This window comes from Arthrobacter sp. efr-133-TYG-118, assembly GCF_030209755.1.
Taxonomy (GTDB): domain Bacteria; phylum Actinomycetota; class Actinomycetes; order Actinomycetales; family Micrococcaceae; genus Arthrobacter.
In genome coordinates, this window is sequence record NZ_JARVRH010000013.1 from 69,564 (window position 1) to 87,544 (window position 17,981).

Below are 17,981 nucleotides of genomic sequence, written 5' to 3' on the forward strand. Positions count from 1 at the left end.
GCGCTCTGTCTTCTGGGCTATCCGACCGGGTTGGTCGTCTGGCAGGTCTGGTCCTGGGCGGTCTGGGCGACGACATCGTTGGGCTTGGGGGCCGGAAGTGTCGGCTTGTCGCCTGTGGCGAAGTCTTGACCGGCATAGAGCTGGACTCCCTGGACACTGGCCACCTGCTGCACGCTCGTCGCCGGCAACCCGAACATCGCAGCGACATCCGCGGCAACATCGGCAAAACCGGCGCCGTAATAGACCATGGTCTGTGGCCTGGCATCGGCTTGGATCCTGGCCAGCTTCGTGAATCCACCGGCGGAAAGAATCGATCCGATCTCCTGGCTTCTACCGGTCACACCCGTTCCATTGGCGACGGTAACCGGTTGAAGCGCCTTGTTGTATCCGGCCTTCGGAGCTTCGTTCGATGGAGCAGGGGACGCCGCGGCGCTTGGTGCGGGCTGGCTGAGGTCCGGGCTCTTCGTCAAGGCTGCAAAGAAGTTGCTCGCCGCCGGTTGGTCGAGGTCGAGCCTGTTGGGATCGGACGCAGCCGGGACGTTGGGCACGGTGATGAAGTTGACCTTCGCCGGGTCAATGTTCTTGAGCCTGCCCGCGATCGTCAACAGGGCCGGAACCGAGGCGAGACCGTTGTCGACGGTGAGGTTCTTCGTGACTGTATCCGCGATGCCGAGCATCTTCTGGGGGTTTCCGAGTGTTCCGTCAGCCTTCAGCTTCCGCACGAGGGAACCGAGGAACGATTGCTGCGCCTTGATCCGTCCGAGGTCTCCGCCATCGGAAAATGCATGGCGGGTGCGCAGGAAGGCCAGGGCCTGGTCGCCTTCCACCTGTGACGTGCCCTTAGGCAAATGCAATCCGGAGTCGGGGTCGTTGACGGCAGTGCTCACGCAGACGTCAACGCCGCCGACGGCCTTGGATAGTTCGGTCACTGCGTTGAAGTCGGCCATCATGAAGTGGTCAACCTCCAAACCCGTGAGCTTGTTGACCGTGTCAACAGCACAACCGATGCCTGCCTCGGCCATCGCACTGTTGATCATCGCATTTTGGCGTTCAGGGTATTGCTTGCCGGTTTTGTTGTCAGTACAAGCCGGAACGTCGACCAACAAGTCCCGGGGGAAACTGATGACGTTGACATGGTTGTTGTCCGCGGAAATATCCAGCAACATCATCACGTCGGACTGCCCGTAGCCCGAGGATTGGTCCGTAGTACCGAACTGCCCGTTCTTCCCGCTCCTGGTATCAGTACCCAGAACAAGGATTTGAAGCCGGTCCTTGCTGTCGTCCACCGGTCCTTCCGTCCTGATGCCACCGGCGCCGAGCGCGGATGACGAGATGTTGGACTGAAGGCGCCATACCCAGTACCCTCCAAACGCGATCACTGCGATCAGCAACACGGCCACTGCGGCGCTCGTGATTTTGAACCAGCGGGGCGAACGGCGAAAGCTGAACCGCCGGCTGCGGGCAGCCAGCTTTCCCTGGCCCGGATAGGCGACAGGGGGTGACTGACCCGGCTCCGGGCTGGGTACATCGTGGCGAGTGACCAAAAGGGAACTACCTCTCCAGGGGAAATACGGACGGCCCCCATTGTAGCCGGGGGCTCTGGGAAGGTTCCGTGAGGCCCGCGGCACCCAGTGCAGGTATCGCGCAATGATTCAATGGGAACATGACTCTGAGTTCACTTGCGGCATTCGTCGGGTTGTGCGTGATTTTGGCGCTCACTCCAGGCCCTGACTCGTTCCTCGTCCTGAGGTACAGCCTGTCAAACGTCAAGGCTGGCCTCTCAGCGGGTCTCGGTTCCTCGCTCGGCAGTATCTTTTGGGCAGGGCTTGTCGGCATTGGATTGGCGGCCCTTTTGGAGCAGTCGGCCGAGGCCTACCGGGTAGTGAAGATTATAGGTGGCCTGTATTTGATTTACCTGGGGGTCAGCGCCTTTATCCACAGCCGGCACGGGCAGCCAACCCGCCAGGAAGAGGATCTCCGCGGGACGGGCCCCAAACTGCGCTCGAGCTTCTTCGCGGGACTTGTTTCGTGCATGCTCAATCCCAAAGTCGGCCTGTTTTTCCTCGCTGTAGTGCCCCAGTTCCTTCCTCCCGGTGAAGCATCCCTTGGGCTGACGATGACGCTCGGAGCCATCGACTTCGCAATTTCGATGCTCTACCTCGGAGTCCTTTCCGTAGTGGCAACCAAGGCCGTCCTCTGGCTGAAGAGGCCATCTGTGACGAAAGCGCTCGAACGGACCTCTGCCGCGATCCTTACGGCGCTTGGCCTGGGGACGGCGGTTTCAGCAAACAGCTGAGCGGGAATCACCTATTCGTTGTGAATAGTATTTGACCCGGCGGAAGGGGCTGGCAGCGTCGCGTACCTATTGTTCCCAGCATGAGGCCTCTTCCAGTACGCAAGCCGTTGGCTGTGCAATTGTCCATGTTCCTGCTTGCGAGCGCCGTTGGAGCTCTGGGACTCAGCGTTCCTCCTGCAAGTGCTGCGTCACCAGCTGTGTCCGTCGCTCCGGATCCAACTCCCACCAAACTGGACTTCGCCAACGTCAATGGAGACACGTGGATCGTGCCAGCCGGTGTGCGGTCCATCGATGTCCGGGCCTGGGGCTCCGCCGGCGGCGGTGGCGGACCAATCAATATTCCTGGTACCGCTTTTGTTGTGAGCAATGATGGTCCCGGCGGAGCAGGGGCCGACATTCGCGCCAGGCTGCAGGTAACGCCCGGCCAGGCACTGAAGATTTACGCTTCAACACCTGGCGGGGGAACAGGGTCGCGACACAACCCAGGCGGCGGGGGAGTGGGTTTCGTTCGCGGAGGTTCAGGTGGTACCGGATCCCTCGCCGGATCTGCTGGTGGCGGTGGCGGCGGCGCGAGTGCCGTAGTCGACGGGCAAGGGACGCCGCTTGTTGTCGCCGCCGGTGGGGGCGGAGGCGCAGGCCACGGAGCTGCTTTCCTGTACCGCAACGGCGGTGCGGGCGGCGCCGCCAACCAGAATGGCCAGTCGGCTGACGGGTGGTGTGCGGGCGGCGCACCTGGCGCTGACACTGGAGTTATCGGGCCTGTCGGCGCGGCGGGAACCGGCGGTGGCGGAGCCGGAAGTTCGTCCAGCGGCGGCGGTGGAGGCGGTGGCGGCGGCGGTTGGCTAAGTGGTTCAGGTGCTCTTGGCAGCCGCGTAGGTGGCGCCGGGGGCGGTGGTGGCGCTGGCGGCAGCAGCTACGTTGACCCCACCGCAAGCAACGTGATCAGGGGCTACAACGCGGGTAGCGGCTGGGTCAGCGTCTGGTACACCCCCGACTACGCAACGACGACTAGCGTCATCTCGACAACGAATCCTTCCATCTTCGGCACTCCCGGCGGCTACGTCGCAACAGTCGTCAACTCCGACCTCCGTGGAGTGGTTCCAAGGGGCGAGGTTGCAGTTATGGACAATGGCGGCACGGAGCTGGCAACCGCTCCTGTTGACGCCGCTGGAACTGCCGACATCAGTGCAATCGACCTACCCGTGGGTTCCAACGATCTCTCCTTCCATTGCCGGCCACGCAACACCGATTCCTACAAATTCCAGTCCTCTGCGGCATCCTTGACCCAACTCGTACTGCCTCTCGCAACGCGGATCGTCAATGCGACGGTTTCCGCCGACCTCCTGAGCAAGCCCGCTACGATAACGGGCACGGTTTCGGCTGACATGGCCGCGGCGGTCGCGAAGGTCGCGACTGCTTCGAGAGCTCCTTCTCCTGCTGTGCCCACGGGGCGAGTGACATTAAGTTCGAACGGCGATGTTCTTGGAACGGCCCCGTTGGATTCGCGAGGTGACTTCACCACCGCGATCCCCTGGGCTGAGGGTAATCGCACAGTTCAACTCAGCTACGACGGTGACACCAACTTCAAGCCCGCTGAACCGGTAACGGTTCAAGTGAACGCCGCGCGGGCCCAACCGACGGTCCTTCTTGTTCCATCGTCGACTTCCGTCTCGGAAGGCCGGACTGTGGACTTACGGGTAAATGTCACGGCGAGCAGCGCGCTTCCGGTGCAGCCTGGCGGAACCGTCATTCTGACGGTTGACAACCAGGTCCACCTGCCCGCGGTGACCCTGGTCTCCGGCTCGGCCGCTGTCACCCTTCCGGCATTGTCCACGGGGAACCACGAAATAACGGTGGAATACTCAGGCGACGCCTATTTCCTGCCCGCCTCAGGAACGCCGGCTTCGGTCACAGTGACGGCTCCGGTCGTGCCAACGGTCCCGGCATCACCTGGCGCGCCGGGCATGGCGTCGTCCACCGTGGTCTTGCCCGCGGCATCGACAGTGTCGGTTGGCAACCTGGCGTACACCGGGTCCAACGGTCCGGTCTTCACAGGATTGGGTCTCGGGGCCGTTGCGGCGCTCGTTCTGGGTCTGTTCCTCCGACTTTGGAGCCGACCTCGACACATTGGCAGAACCCGCGGCCCACAGGGATGAAAAGGCTGATCTGCAAATAATATGGCGGCATGACGTCACGTACGGTCGTACATCCCGCTCTATCAAGCGATGACACTCCCGCCGCTGTACTGAAACGCACACGCCAGTACCGTGGCGGGATTGTTGTGCTCACTGGGATTCAGGGGATAGGAAAAACGACGTGGTGCTTGCAGTTCATGGATGCGCTAAGGCGGGCAAACGTGGTGGCGTGCAGTGCGGACACTTTTGAAAGTAGCCTTCCACTCTCCTTTGTTGACAAGCTTCTTGTGGCCTTGGGCCATCGCGAGGCCGAACCCCTCTCGGATCCAGTCATTGCCGCCCGCCAACTATTGTCTGCGCTAGCTTCCCGGCCGAAGAACATTAGTTGCATTGTCGTAGACAATGCCCAATGGATAGATGAACGCTCCGCCAAGGCCCTGCGGTTCGTGCTGCAGAGACTCGCCGACGACAGGATCACAGTTGTCTTGGCAGGTGTTTCAGGGCCCGGTACCGCAGCCATCGATCGGATGGTGGCTGATGACCTGTCCTGGGGCTTTATCAAACGGGTCAACATGGAACCGCTGAGTCCGGAACAGGTCCAGGATTACGTGGCGCGGGTCTGGGATCGAACGATGTCGGCGCGTACGGCTGAACGGCTTCGATGGAGCACCGGAGGTACTCCCTTGTTGATCAACGCCGCAATGGAGCACGCCGCCGGGCCCGAATATTCCGCCCAGGACCCCTGGCCAGATGCCCTGCCGTATATCGCCCCCGGAAACAATCCCTTTGCCGCCATGCTCGACGCATTGGAGCTTGGACCTGTCCGATCCGTCGTCGAGTTCGTGTGTGTTAGTCGCGACCCGATTGAACAAGAGCGCTTGCAGCGGATTGGCTTCGCTTTGAATGAACCAACGGATGTCGCGGCAGCATTGGCGAGCGGGCTGGTCCGGGGCACACGGGTCGGGCAGACCGTTCAATTGCGCCCGTTTCATGATCTGCTCGCTGTCGGGGTGCGGGACAACCTCAAGAGCCACCGCTTGTCTTCCATCCACCGCGCGATTGCAGGCGAACTCGATGATCCGAGACTTGCTCTGCAACATCGATTGCTGGTACAGGAACCCGGGACAGTCGCACTCTATACCGATGTGACCTCCGGCGTCGATCACGCTTTGGCCGATGGCCAGCCGGAACTCGCGTTGCAATACCTACGCTCGGCGATGGACAGGTTCCACGGAAGCCGCCGGGACGACTGCATCATCGAAGCCTGCGTCGTTGCGTCCGTCCACCATCGCATTGCCGAAGTGATGGACCTTCTGCCTCAGGTGCAATCCATGCGTCCCGGCGTAGTGCGGGACTTCGCGCTGTTGCAGTTGCTTCAAATGAGGCCGGATCTGGACCGTGTCGGCCAATTTGCCGAAGAGCTGATCGCGAAGGAACTGAACCACCCTGACGAGGCCCTGCTGCGGGCCCACATTTCGTTGGCGATAGTCGTCTCACGCATGGTCTCCGAGGATAAGTCCTCCACCGCCGTCGCCGTCGCCCAAGCGCACCGATACCTGGAGCAGCTGAGCCAGTCCAAGGGGGCAGTCCACGACCCTAGGCTTCGGCACCTGCCCTCAGGAACGGACTTGGGCCTGCAATTCGATGGATTCAACCTCATCGGTGCAAGCGGCACCCAGGATCCAAACCTGATCTCGAAGGCTTTCGCGTCGCTCAGTGCACGGATCGCTGATGCGAACGACAGTCCTGCCTTGGCCGACGCATTGACCTGCAGAGCCGGTTTCCTCAGCGTGACTGGTGGCATCGAACAGGCCACGGTCGACCTGGAGAGGGCCATGGAAGTCTCGGCTTCGACCGGGGCGGGCCTGGCAATCGGGCACACCAGGGTTGTGCTCGCATACTGCTATTTCCTGCTGGGAAGGGTGCAGGAAATGCTCACGGTGGTCCGCACGGCGCAATTGCTTTCTCTGGATGTCAGCGATGTCTCGTCCCGCCCCCTCGTTTTCGCGATGTCCGCGGTCCTCGAGGCAGTACAGGGCCGTTCGGAATCATACGAAGCTGCGTTGCGCCGCGCGGAAGAAGTCCGAATCAGCGAATATGACACTTTTGGAGTCGAACTCAGCGGCCTTGCAAAGCTCGAACGGGCCCGTTCCTTGGCCGAATGGCAACAACAGCTGGACGCATCAGAGGCGATCACATTAGCCACGCCATCGACACGAAGTTACAGGATTGACGCTTTGGCTGGACTGGGTCGTGCGGAGGAAGCGGACAGGTTGTTGCAGGCCTGCAAGGATATGAATGGTCGCGGATGGTGGCCGGTGTATGGTTCGCTGGACTGGTTGGAGGGCAGGGTCAGCGAAGCGTATGGACTATCCAGCCGGGCGGCCAAGTTCTACCGGCTCGCGGCGAAGGAACCGCGCTTCCCTTTGTCGCAGGGCATTGCCCACCTCGACCTTGGCCGACTGCTCATCTCGATGGGAAACACGAAAGCCGGTGCAGCCGCCCTGAGGGGTGCCGTAAGGATCTTCCTTGCACTCGGCGCCGCGCCGTACCTCAGCCGTGCGATGAAGTTGCTCGACGGGGTGAGCGACAGGCCTGGCAATCCGTACCTACAGGCATTCGAGTCCCTTACTGGACGGGAACGGGAAATCGCCTTCTATGCCGAACGAGGCATGACCAACAAGCAAATCGCCGCCCAGCTATTTGTTTCGCCCGCCACGGTGAACTTCCATATCCGGAATGTCCTGGCCAAGCTCGACCTCCGCTCTCGGCGGGAACTCGGCCAGCTATTCAGTGCCGGCCTTGAAGGCTCCACTCCGAGCCAAGCCCGCACGCCCTTGCGTCATCCGTTAACGGAACCCTAACGCGGTGGCGGGAACGGTCGCACCGCCACACGGCGCACAAGAGGCCGGTGGCGGTGCGTGGCTCGGTTCGTTGCCTGGTTTAGCTCAACCTACGGAGGCAGCAGCCTTCCTGATCACGTCGGCGACCACCTTCGGCCGCGACACATAGACGGCATGGCTTCCTGGCGTCTCGCTGACCGTTGCGCCTATCCGCTCTGCCATACTGGCCTGCGCCACCGGTGGGATCATTTTGTCCTCGGTGACATGCAGATACCAACTGGGCTTCACCCGCCAGGCGGCTGAGGAAACGACTCCGCCTAGTGCTTCCAAGCCCCATGGGACCTGGGCGTCGGCCATAAATGCCGCTTCCTCGGGGGTGACGTCGCCAGCGAAGGACTCATGGAACTTATCGCGGTCGAGGAAGAGGTATCCGTCGACGGGAGGCAGGATGGGTGGCTGCGGGCCGTCGGCTGGGAACGTCCCAAGCAAGGAGTTCACTGACTCGCCTTGGTCCGGGGCGAACGCGGTGATGTAGACAAGCGCGGAGACCTTTTGGTGATTGCCTGCTTCGGTGACGACGGCCCCTCCGTACGAATGACCCACGAGAACCACAGGCCCATTCGCTTTGTCAATCACTTGCAGGGTGGTTGAGGTGTCGTCGGCGAGGGACTTTGTCGGGTTCTGCACGACGCGCACCTCGAAGCCATCTGCCGTCAGCTCGTCGTACACCCCCCGCCAGCCTGTTCCGTCGACGAATCCACCGTGAACGAGGACGATTGTTGGTTTCATGCTTTGCTCCTAACAGTGTTGGACAGGAGCAACGCTAGGCTTCCATTCGCCCGTGGTAATCCGTCAATTGACGTACATTCAAGGACGTAGATTGTTCGGGCCGGCCGAGAGGGCGTCACGCAAGCCGGCCCGCGTCGAGATCCCCAGCTTCGAGAAAGTGCGCGAAAGATGAGTGGAGACAGTCCGCGGTGACAGGAAGAGGGACTCGGCGATCTGTTTGTTCGAGAGGCCCGTCGCCGCGAGGTCAGCAACCGCGGATTCTTGCGGGGTCAGTGCGCCGGAGCGCGCCTCGGGTGCGCCAAGTGCGCGAAGTTCCCGATCCGAGCGCAGGGCCCACGCATTGGCACCCAGCTGAAGAAACATCTTCCCCGCTTCGCCGAGTTGGATCTTGGCGGCGGAGCGTTCCCGCCGGCGTCGAAGTTCCTCTCCGAACAGAAGCCGGATCCGCGCGTGATCGAACCGCCAGTGCTCAACGTCCGGGGTGGCAAGGGCAGACTCGAACTTTTCCTTCCAGTCCGGGCCCTCGTCCAACAACCCGTGGGCGGCCAAGACAAGGGCACCCAACCGCGAGGAGTGGCTGGCGACTTCAGTACTTTCCAACGCCCGTAGGTGCATTTGTGCCTGGGGCCTGCGTCCCGATCGCGTGCCGGCTTCAATGAGATCGAAAGCCGACCAGATGGCGTGTGGGATGTACGCCGGGAGAATGCCTGGCGGGCTGATCGTCGCCGCATGGGTGAAGGCCTCTTCGAATCGGCCGGCTGGCAATGCCGTGAGGCACCGGATGTGCGACGAATAATTCGCAAGGGCGACAAGCCGCCGGGGCGCAGCCCAAATAAGGAGATCTTCGGCAGTGCTATGAGCGAGGGCTTCGTCTCCATGGGCCGCCTGGACGAGTGCCAACAGGAACCTGGCCGGTGCGGTGGTCAGTGCGTAACCGTGTTCTATCGAGAGGTCCATGCCTTCTTGGACCACCACCTCCAGCTCGTCCCAGCTGCCACTGAAGTAGTCGTCATTGGCGAGCAGAAAGAGCGCTTGAATGGCGGGAGTGATGGCTTCCCCTCTGCGCCCGTCTTCGACGACTTGCCAGAGTGCCTCGCGCATGGCTCCGAGAGAATCGATGTAGGCTCCAGCGGTGGCGAAGCGAACTATGTGCAGCGGATCGGTAACGAATCGAAGTCGATCAATCGCGCGATGAAAGCGCTCGATCGCTGCCCCCTCAGCGTGAGCCGCATCGACGAAGAGGTCGATCTGAAACTGGAGCACTTCCGGCAGGCCTTCGGGTGACGCCTGAGCCAAGAGAGTTTTCCAGAAGTCCCCATTACCCGCGAAAAAACCGACGAGGACGAGTGTGTAGAGAGCTTCGGCATAATCACGGGCGTCCGCATCCGGCTCGGACGTTCCTGGTGCCAGGGCGGCAAGCAGGAGTCTGCGTGCGGTTGCAACGTCCCCCTCGCTGTTGAGCAGGTTGTACGTCACAGCGATGACGGTCGCCAGCTGTGGTGAACGGGATTGGTTGCGAAATGATTCGGCGAGCAGAGCCGGACTTTCTCCGATTGTCCCGGCAATCGATGATCCAAGGTATGCCGCACGTGCCACTCGGCGCTCACGGCCACTGATGGAAGGAGTCAGTTCCGCAGCCTTGAGCATTGCAGCGGTTGCCCGGCTGCCGTCGCCAATCTCGATGAACCGCTGGGATACGTTTTCGAGAAGCGCCGCGACTTCCTCATCGGGGCCCGTTGCCGCCTGCCCGAGGTGCCAGGCCCGCCGCACAGGATCATCGGCGAAGGCATCGGCGAGGGTTGAGTGCACGCGCCGGCGCTCTTCGTCCGTCGAGCGCTCGAACACGGCCGAGCGAATCAGAGGGTGACGAAGTTCCCAACGCCCGGAACGGGAGTTGAAACGCACTATGCCGGCGCGCTCCGCGGGCGAGAAATCATTGTGGCCGGCGCTCGTTGGAATGCATTTTTCGATGGTCATCCTGTTCTCGGCGCCGGCAAGAACCACGAAGAGCAACATTTCACGCGTGTGCGGAGGCAGCGCCGACAGGCGGTCTTCGTAAAGCGATTTCAGCCGGTTCGTGAGCGGAAGCATGCTGGGCATCTGCTGTGCGCTGGGGTATTTGAGCGCTGCGGGGAGCTCAAGCAGTCCGAGCGGATTGCCGAGCGCCTCACCTTGGATCCGCCGTCGAACGCTCGCGGGCAGAGCCGGAAACCGATCGACGAGCAGAGCGTCCGCGGCGTCGTCGCTTAACGGAGGTACAAGAAGAGACGGAAAGCCGCTGCGGACGAAGACCGTGTCCTCATCCAGTCGTGCTGCCGCAAGGATCTTGGCCGATACCCCGCGAAGACGGCGGCCAAGGTAGGTCAGCGTCATGGCGGAAAGCAGGTCCATCCATGGCGAGTCATCCACCATCAGGAGCACGGAGTCCGATTTTGCGGCGGTCAGTTCCAAGAGGGAAAGCGCGGCGGCTCCCGCAACGAGGAGGCCGGGCATCGCGCCTGTCCGAAGTCCGCAGATGATGCCGATTGCCGCCTGGTGATCCGGCGCGAGCTGGGGGAGCGAGTCGATCAACGGGAGCAACAGCTGGTTGACCGTGCTGTACGGAAGTTCGGCTTCAAACTCAAGGGCCCGCGCGCGGAGCACCCGAGTGCCGTTCATTGCTGCCCGATCGCCGATGAATTCTAGCAGGGCCGATTTTCCGACTCCGGGTTCTCCGGTGACCACGAGGAGGGAGTCACGTCCGGACTCGTTCAGGAAAGCATCGATCCGCTCGACCTGGACATCCCGACCATGCAACGTTGCTTCAATCAACTTGAGTCTCCGACGCGCGGCCTTCACCCATGAGGAAAGGTTAGGAGACGAGCTGAAGCGTGACAAGGATTTGCTCGTCACGGCCATGTCGCGACGGGCAGCCCGGGTGACGACCCGCCGTCGGGCTCAATGCCCTGCGGCGACGGCTGGAACGCTGCGGTCTAACGCCGTCAGGACCACCATCGATGCACCAATCGCAAGCAGAATCCAGGCCAGCGTGTGGAAACCCGCGTCGGTGGCAGACGGCCCAAAGGCGATGCCGATGAGGCTTGAGGACCCGATCGCGCCCAAGTACATCGACGTCCGCAGCAACCCCGAGGCAACCGCAATCTCCGCGGCAGTCGTTTGAAGGTACAGCGCCGCCTGATTGGCGAAGCTGCTGAAACCGTTGGTCAGCCCCAGCAGCAGGGTCATCCCGATGAGCAGAACGACGCCGGAGCCGTGGTTCACCAGTAACATCACCCCTGCGGAGAGCGTCAAGGCGACGCCGGCAAGGACCAGCGGCCAACGTACCCACGCCCGAGCGGAGACGACCCGCGCCACGACGATGCTCAGAAGGCTCAGCGGAATCAGAACGAGCCCTACCATTGCCGGGTTCAGTCCCATGCTTTGTTCCATCCACTGGCTGGCCCCGTACATCGAGGCATAGGTCGCCAGTGCGGCCAGGATCGAACGCAGGTAGGTTCGCTGCAGTGGCCCGTTCCTGCCGAGCATCCGGACGTCGATCAGCGGACTGCGCGCATGCCGTTCCCGCCGCAGGAGCACCCCCGCCAGCACCACGGCGAGGACTGCAAGCCACCAGGCCGGCGTCGTGAGCGCCGAAAGGAACACCAGCAGCGAGATGACCGCACCGGCAAAGAGGGCGATCCCCGGCAGGTCCAGCATTGTGAGCAGGCTGCCCAGGCCCTGTTTGCGAACCGGCGCGTCTTTCGCCACTCCGAGCAAAGTGAAGGTGAAGGCCAGCAGGGCCAGCGGAATGTTGACTGCGAACAGGGCCCGCCAGCCGAACGCGCCGGCCAGCACTCCGCCAAGGGGCAAGCCGACGACGGCGGTCACCTGGGCTGCGATCGAAAAGTTGCCCAGGACGCGGCCCGGCACGCCGATGCCGGACTCGTCGGCTCGCCGGAGGACTAGTGCCATCGCCGTCGGGTAGCACGCTGAGGTCCCGACGCCTATGAGTGCCCGCGAAACAAGAAGCACGCCCAGGTTCGGGGCCAGTACTCCGACAACTCCAGCCAGCAGAAGGACGGCGACCCCGGCGAGGAATACGCGTCTGGGCCCGAAAAGGACAGAGAGTTTGCCCATGGTCGGCTGGGCCACTGCGCTGCATAGGTACAGGACGGATATGAGCCCGGCAGCGGCGCCCGGACTCGAGCGAAAGTCAGCCCCGATGCCCACCAGCGCAGTGGCGATCATCGAGCTGTTGATGGGGTTCAGGGTGGAGCCAAGCAGCAGGGGTGCCGTGAACCTCCAGCCCAGCGGGTTCGACGGCCGATTCCCATCGTCGGAAGCCGGGGCGCCGGCCGCGTTCCGTGGGGGAGCGAGTGATGAATTGCCCGAGTCCGCCGACAGGCTCGATGGCCGGGCGGGATCGGGCGCGGTCACGATCGCGTGGCTTTGAGAACGTCCAGGATTTCTTGCGTCGTTCCGGTCTCGCCCAGCCGGGGAAAGATCGTCGTGACGGAGTTTTCGTGGGCGTTCATTGTCAGATCGGTCATCGCGTCGAGAGCGAGGGTGACGTTAAGACCGGCTTCGTGGGCGCTCCGCGCAGTGGATTCCACGCCAATGCTGGTGGCTACACCGGTCAGCACCACCTGGGTCACGCCAAGGCCTTCCAAGAGTGCGTCAAGACCGGTGTTGGTGAAGGCACCCCACGTCTTCTTCGTGACAAAGTGATCGCCTGGTTGCTGGTTCAGTTCAGGCAGGAGTTCGGCGAAATCGGCGGGGAACTCCCTTGCCCCGCTGCTGCCTTGATCTGTCCGGCCGGGCGCGCCGCCTGTGACGTTGACCAGCACCACAGGCAGTCCCTGGCTGCGGAAGGCATCCGCGAGCGCAGCGGAATTCCGGACGATCGGTTCGAGGGGATGAGCTTTCGGGGAGGCAACTATTCCCCGCTGAAGGTCAACAATGATCAGGGCGGTCTGTGGGTCCAGGGTGGTGATGGTCATGTATATCACGGCTCCAAAAGGCGTTTGAGTAGGTGAATGGCGCCGGGCAACCTTTCCCGCTCGTCCGGCGTGAGTTTGGACTGGATGGTGCGGTAAAGCCAATCAGCCTTGGCCGCTCGGCTGGCGCTGATGCTCTCCCGGGCTTCGGTTGTGAGGGACAGGATCCTCTGACGGCCATCGGCAGGATCAGGGCCGCTCTCGACGAGTCCTGCGCCGGAAAGGGCGGAAATGATGGCTCCCATGGACTGGGGACGCATTCCCTCGGCGCGGGCCAGCGCGGACAGCGTGGCCCGGCCGTCACGCTCCAAGTGGATCAGCACGGCCTTTTGCGCATTCGTCAGGTTGTCCACTTGGGACTGCTCGCGCAGCCGCCGGGTCAACTGGCCAATGAGGACACGAAGCTCGGCGGCAGCTTCGAGCATGCCCGCCGCGTCGGCATCCGGGTGGGGGTTCACAACGACGACGCTACCAGATAGTAAGGCAAACTGAAAAGGTTGCCTTACTATCTTCCCTTGGGGCCAGGGTCCGGGCGTTTGCGGGTTAGGAGAGTTCAGCGATCTCCACGGCTTCACCGCTCACGACAATTCCGCCCTGCGGAGGAATGTCGACAGTGAGCACACTCGCGCGGCCGATGTGGCTGCCTTGATGAACAATCACCCGGATTGGCGGCTCCACGAGCGAAAGCAACCGGAGATATCCGCCGAAAGCCGCGGCGGCCGAACCGGTCGCCGGATCTTCAGTAATGGTTCCCACAGGGAAAAGGTTGCGCGAGTCGAACTCGCCGCTGCCGATCTCACAGAGTGTCGTGACGGTGCCGGCCCAGCCCTGGGCATCCATCAGCGCGCGCATGGCATCCGGTTCGAAAGCGTAGGAGTCAAAGGTGCTCCGTTCGGCGAAGACGAGAATGGGGTGCCAGTTTCCGGCAAAAGCAACCATCGGAGGGTAGCCCGGGTGCAGTTCGCTTTGGCCCACGCTGAGCAATCCGAGCAGGGAGTCCAGAACACCGTCAGGGAACTCGGCGACCCGGGGTTCCACGCTCGTGAAGCTTGCCGTGACCGCAGCGCCCCGGGCGGCCGTCTCAATCACAACGGGCCCTACCTCCGTATCGAATACAAAGGTTCCCGCACCATCACGCCCTGACAGCGCGACAGCCAAAGCGATAGTGGCATGGCCGCAAAACGGCACTTCGGCGATGGGGGAGAAGTACCGCACACGGTTTCGGCGGGCGTCACCGTTAACGATGGTCTCGGTGATGAAGACTGTTTCCGCGTATCCGATCTGAGCCGCGATGGCCTGCATCCGTGCGTCCTCGAGGCCGGTTGCGTCCAGGACTACTCCTGCCGGATTTCCTCCGTCGGGGGTGGCGGTAAAGGCGGCATAACGCAGTACATCCGGGGTCTGTTCCATCCGGATATCGTCGCACGGAAGGCGCCGTCATCATCGAACAGCATTTGCCCTGTTTAGCGTTCGGCGGCGGTACCCGGCCGAGAGCGTCAAGGCTTGGGAGAATGAGGGCAAGTAGCGTGGATCCAGAAGGGGTCCGCGCCCGTTGTTCGACGGGGTGAAACGACATGAGGTTGATAACCACGACCAACGTCTCAGTGGACGGCGTGATGCAGGGGTTGGGCGGAGCGGACGAAGATCGCAGAGGCGGCTTTGAGCGCGGGGGATGGGCGATACCACTTCTGGACACCGAAACCGGAGACTATCTCAGCGACGCCTATGGCGGTGCGTCCGCGTTCCTCTTCGGCCGGCGGACCTACGAGATTTTCGCCCCCTATTGGGGAGCGATGATCGATCCGGGCAGGAACCCGATCGCGGCCGCGTTGAACAGCCGGCCCAAGTACGTGGCGTCGACCAGCCTCGCCGACCCGCAATGGGCGGGCACGACCGTCCTGCCCGGCGACCTCGCCACGGCCATCGGCGAGCTGAAGGCACATCACGACGGCGACTTGCTGGTCCCGGGCAGCGGTGTCCTCGTCCGATGGCTGCTCGCCAACAACCTGGTCGACCAGCTCGATCTGCTCACCTATCCCGTGGTCGTCGGCCAGGGCACGCGGTTGTTCCCCGAATCCGGTCCCGACCTAGCGCTCGAGCTGGTCGACTCACGGACGACGTCCCGGGGCATCACCATCCAGACTTATCGGCCGGCTGGGCGTCCGGAGTACGCAACGTCCACGGTTGACCCGGAGGATGTGTTCTGAGGCAGTTGCTGTTAGGGGACACGTCGTCGTGATCATTCATTAGATGCAAGAATCACGACTTTACTTTACATAATGTAGATTATCGGCGTTAAAACCACGGGAGTAGAAGTAGCTGCGAGAACTCCCGTCCATCAACGATTCCGACGTTTCCGCAGGTCAAACCGGATTCGCCGGTCATGAACATGCTCGCGTCTTGGGTGTGAACTTGCGCCCGGATCCCTTGCGGCTGTAGATTTCCTGCATCTAATGCATGTTTCCATGGTTTAGGGGTCGTTGTGAATGGTGCCGTTCCGGGTTTCGTCCCGCGGATGCTGGTGGATCCGGATATTGGGCTGTTCAGGGCTGATGAACGGGTTTTCACTGCCATGCTGGATGGCTGGCGGGCGCAGATGCTGGCACGCGGGCTCACGACGCAGACCATCAAGCAGCGCTGCCAGCTGCTGGAGCGTTTTCAGCGGTTTACGGGTGAATTTCCGTGGCAGTGGCGCCCGGCCGACATCGATGATTTCCTGGCCGATCTGCGTTCTGGCGAGAAGCCGATCAGTCTGAAGACGTTGCGTTCGTACAGCAATGCCGTGGCGATGTTCTGCTCTTATCTGACGCATCCTGGCTATGGGTGGGGCGAGTTCTGTGAACGGACTTTTGGCGATATTCCGAGCCAGATCTGCTTCGAGTGGAACATGCCACGGCACACGACCGATGATGCCGTCCCGGCGAAGAAGCGCTCGTTCACCAAGGCGGAACTGCAGCGGCTTTTCGACTACCTCGATGACCTGGTCGACAAGGAATATGCCGCCGGCAGCAAGCGCTGGCTGCCTCTGTTCCGGGACTCGGTGGCGTCCAAGGTCTGTTATGCCTACGGGCTTCGCCGACGCGAAATGACCATGCTGGATCTGGAGGACTTCGGCCCGAACCCGCACGTCAGCGACTACGGACGGTTCGGAGCACTCCAGGTTCGATTCGCCAAAGGCACGGCAGGCTCAGGACCCAGACGTCGCACCGTGTTGACCGTTCCGGAGTTCGACTGGGTCGTGGACCAACTCAAGACCTGGACAGCCGGCGGCATGCGGCAACAGTTCCCGACTGCTGAACGGTCCTCGGCTCTTTGGCCAAGCGAGCGTGGCGCCCGAATGTCCCTGGGCTCGTTCGGTGATGCGTTCGCAGCGGCACGGGATGCCGTCGGTCTGCCCCAGGAGCTGGGCCTGCATTGCCTCAGGCATTCTTACGTGACCCACCTGATCGAAGCCGGTTATGACGCGGCCTTCGTGCAGACGCAGGTTGGCCACTCCTACGCCTCGACCACCGGGCTCTACACCTCGGTATCGTCGGACTTCAAGCAGAAAACCGTGCAGCAGATGATTGCACGCCGCATCGCGAACTTGGAGGACACAGATGCCTGAACAGCGCCGGATCGGCTACCGCTGGAACCTGCGAGCCCTGATGGCAAAGCAGAACCTCTGGAAGACCACTGAACTGATGCCGCTCCTGAAATCCCGCGGCATCAACCTCTCCGAAAGCCAGGTCTACAGGCTGGTCACCTCCACGCCGGAGCGCATTCCGGCAAGGACATTCGCCGCGCTCTGCGACATCCTCGACTGCACACCAAACGACCTTTTCGAACCTTTCGTGGAAATGCGCGCCGCAGCGACAGCGAACGCCCCGAAACGCAGCGAAGACCTCGGCATCCAACCAGGAAACCCGATCGCTAAGCGCATTCGCCTCGTCCCGCCCGAGGACGGTGAGTAGGCCACGCAAAGCAGAGGACCCGACCCGCTGGCCGGTCCCCTGCGCCCGCTGCGGCCAGCACCACCAGACAGTCGCGCGTTGGCCCGACGGCGGAGTCTGCGGCTACTGCTACCAGCAAGCAAAACGCACCCGTGGCACCTGCGCCTGCGGCCACGAAGGCGTCCTGCCCGGAATTATCGATGACCAACCTGCCTGCCGCCAATGCTCAGGCATCCGACTCAACATCGACTGCGAGAGCTGCGGAGCCGAAGACGAACTCCACAGCGGCGGCCGCTGCTGGACCTGCGTCCTCGGCAGCGTCGTCGACGACCTGCTCACCGATCCGATCACGGGATCCATCGCCAACGAGCTCGTCCCGCTGGCAGCCGCACTGAAGTCAATGAAGCGGGCAAACAGCGGCATGACCTGGATCCGCCAAAGGCACGTCACTGCATTCCTTCGGAACCTGGCAGTCGCACCCAAATTCAGCCACGAAACCTTCGACGAACTACCCGACTCACGCACCCGCGAATACGTCCGTGGCCTGCTCACGGAACACGGTGTGCTCCCCCGACGCGACGAACTTCGAACGCGCTACGAGAACTGGGCCGCCGAAGCCATCGAACGGACAACCGAACCCCAAAACCGTGAGCTCATCCGCCGCTACGTTCGCTGGCACCATCAACGCCGGATGAACCACATGGACGAGGTCACCCGCGGCACCTTCCTCCGCGCCAAGCAGCAAGTGACCGTCGCAATTGACCTCCTCAACTGGCTCACGGACCACGGAATCAGCCTTCCGGACCTAACGCAGGCACATCTGATATGTAGTTCTCATTTGTCAAGAGCGTGAGGAAGCGGTCCGCGGGCTGGGTTGCCTGGGACCGCTTCCTTTTTTGTGCCTCCGGGAGGAGCCGTTGGGTGTGGTCAGCGTGTCGTTGGCGACTGCGCGGTCAGACTGATATGCGCGGGTTGGGTACCGCAGGACGATGTGTTCGGCTGGAGGTTAC

14 protein-coding genes are annotated in these 17,981 nt (G+C 62.4%); 7 read left to right on the forward strand and 7 right to left on the reverse strand.

The window, feature by feature from the left end; all coding sequences use genetic code 11:
• Positions 1–17 precede the first annotated feature (17 nt).
• Complete coding sequence (locus QRN59_RS12925) at positions 18–1,544, reverse strand: LCP family protein (protein ID WP_284982904.1); 1,527 nt, start codon at positions 1,542–1,544, stop codon at positions 18–20.
• Positions 1,545–1,663: 119 nt separating this feature from the next.
• Between QRN59_RS12925 and QRN59_RS12930 the strand changes: the two genes are divergently transcribed.
• The 3 genes from QRN59_RS12930 (at position 1,664) to QRN59_RS12940 (ending at position 7,295) form a co-directional block, all read left to right on the forward strand.
• The gene (locus tag QRN59_RS12930) at positions 1,664–2,296 is read left to right on the forward strand and encodes a LysE family translocator (protein WP_284982905.1); all 633 of its coding nucleotides are present in this window, start codon (positions 1,664–1,666) and stop codon (positions 2,294–2,296) included.
• Between the two features lie 80 nt (positions 2,297–2,376).
• Positions 2,377–4,452 (forward strand): Ig-like domain-containing protein, encoded by a 2,076-nt coding sequence (locus tag QRN59_RS12935; RefSeq protein WP_284982906.1) that lies wholly within the window; start codon positions 2,377–2,379, stop codon positions 4,450–4,452.
• A 29-nt stretch (positions 4,453–4,481) separates the two neighbouring features.
• Entirely contained in the window at positions 4,482–7,295 is a 2,814-nt protein-coding gene (locus tag QRN59_RS12940; RefSeq protein ID WP_284982907.1) for a helix-turn-helix transcriptional regulator, read from the forward strand.
• An 84-nt stretch (positions 7,296–7,379) separates the two neighbouring features.
• Here QRN59_RS12940 and QRN59_RS12945 read toward each other — a convergent pair whose 3' ends face one another.
• From QRN59_RS12945 to QRN59_RS12970, 6 genes are all read right to left on the reverse strand, one after another.
• Positions 7,380–8,063 carry an alpha/beta fold hydrolase gene (locus tag QRN59_RS12945; RefSeq protein ID WP_284982908.1) on the reverse strand — a complete coding sequence of 228 codons (684 nt, stop codon included), beginning with the start codon at positions 8,061–8,063 and terminating at the stop codon, positions 7,380–7,382.
• A gap of 78 nt (positions 8,064–8,141) precedes the next feature.
• A complete protein-coding gene (locus QRN59_RS12950) occupies positions 8,142–10,874 on the reverse strand; it encodes a helix-turn-helix transcriptional regulator (RefSeq protein ID WP_284982909.1) in 2,733 nt (910 codons plus the stop codon).
• Between the two features lie 126 nt (positions 10,875–11,000).
• The gene (locus QRN59_RS12955; RefSeq protein ID WP_284982910.1) at positions 11,001–12,479 is read right to left on the reverse strand and encodes an MFS transporter; all 1,479 of its coding nucleotides are present in this window, start codon (positions 12,477–12,479) and stop codon (positions 11,001–11,003) included.
• The gene (locus QRN59_RS12960; RefSeq protein WP_284982911.1) at positions 12,476–13,042 is read right to left on the reverse strand and encodes a cysteine hydrolase family protein; all 567 of its coding nucleotides are present in this window, start codon (positions 13,040–13,042) and stop codon (positions 12,476–12,478) included. The genes QRN59_RS12955 and QRN59_RS12960 overlap by 4 nt, the downstream gene beginning before the upstream one ends.
• 5 nt (positions 13,043–13,047) lie before the next feature.
• A complete protein-coding gene (locus QRN59_RS12965) occupies positions 13,048–13,497 on the reverse strand; it encodes a MarR family winged helix-turn-helix transcriptional regulator (protein WP_284982912.1) in 450 nt (149 codons plus the stop codon).
• Between the two features lie 85 nt (positions 13,498–13,582).
• The gene (locus QRN59_RS12970) at positions 13,583–14,449 is read right to left on the reverse strand and encodes a PhzF family phenazine biosynthesis protein (protein WP_284982913.1); all 867 of its coding nucleotides are present in this window, start codon (positions 14,447–14,449) and stop codon (positions 13,583–13,585) included.
• A gap of 164 nt (positions 14,450–14,613) precedes the next feature.
• Between QRN59_RS12970 and QRN59_RS12975 the strand changes: the two genes are divergently transcribed.
• The 4 genes from QRN59_RS12975 to QRN59_RS12990 all read left to right on the forward strand — a co-directional run bounded on the left by QRN59_RS12975 (position 14,614) and on the right by QRN59_RS12990 (position 17,824).
• On the forward strand, positions 14,614–15,246 hold the full coding sequence (locus QRN59_RS12975) for a dihydrofolate reductase family protein (RefSeq protein ID WP_284982914.1): 633 nt from the start codon (positions 14,614–14,616) through the stop codon (positions 15,244–15,246).
• 275 nt (positions 15,247–15,521) lie between these two features.
• The gene (locus QRN59_RS12980; RefSeq protein ID WP_284982915.1) at positions 15,522–16,646 is read left to right on the forward strand and encodes a tyrosine-type recombinase/integrase; all 1,125 of its coding nucleotides are present in this window, start codon (positions 15,522–15,524) and stop codon (positions 16,644–16,646) included.
• The gene (locus QRN59_RS12985; RefSeq protein WP_284982916.1) at positions 16,639–16,992 is read left to right on the forward strand and encodes a helix-turn-helix domain-containing protein; all 354 of its coding nucleotides are present in this window, start codon (positions 16,639–16,641) and stop codon (positions 16,990–16,992) included. The genes QRN59_RS12980 and QRN59_RS12985 overlap by 8 nt, the downstream gene beginning before the upstream one ends.
• On the forward strand, positions 16,985–17,824 hold the full coding sequence (locus tag QRN59_RS12990) for a hypothetical protein (RefSeq protein ID WP_284982917.1): 840 nt from the start codon (positions 16,985–16,987) through the stop codon (positions 17,822–17,824). The genes QRN59_RS12985 and QRN59_RS12990 overlap by 8 nt, the downstream gene beginning before the upstream one ends.
• Positions 17,825–17,981 lie beyond the last annotated feature (157 nt).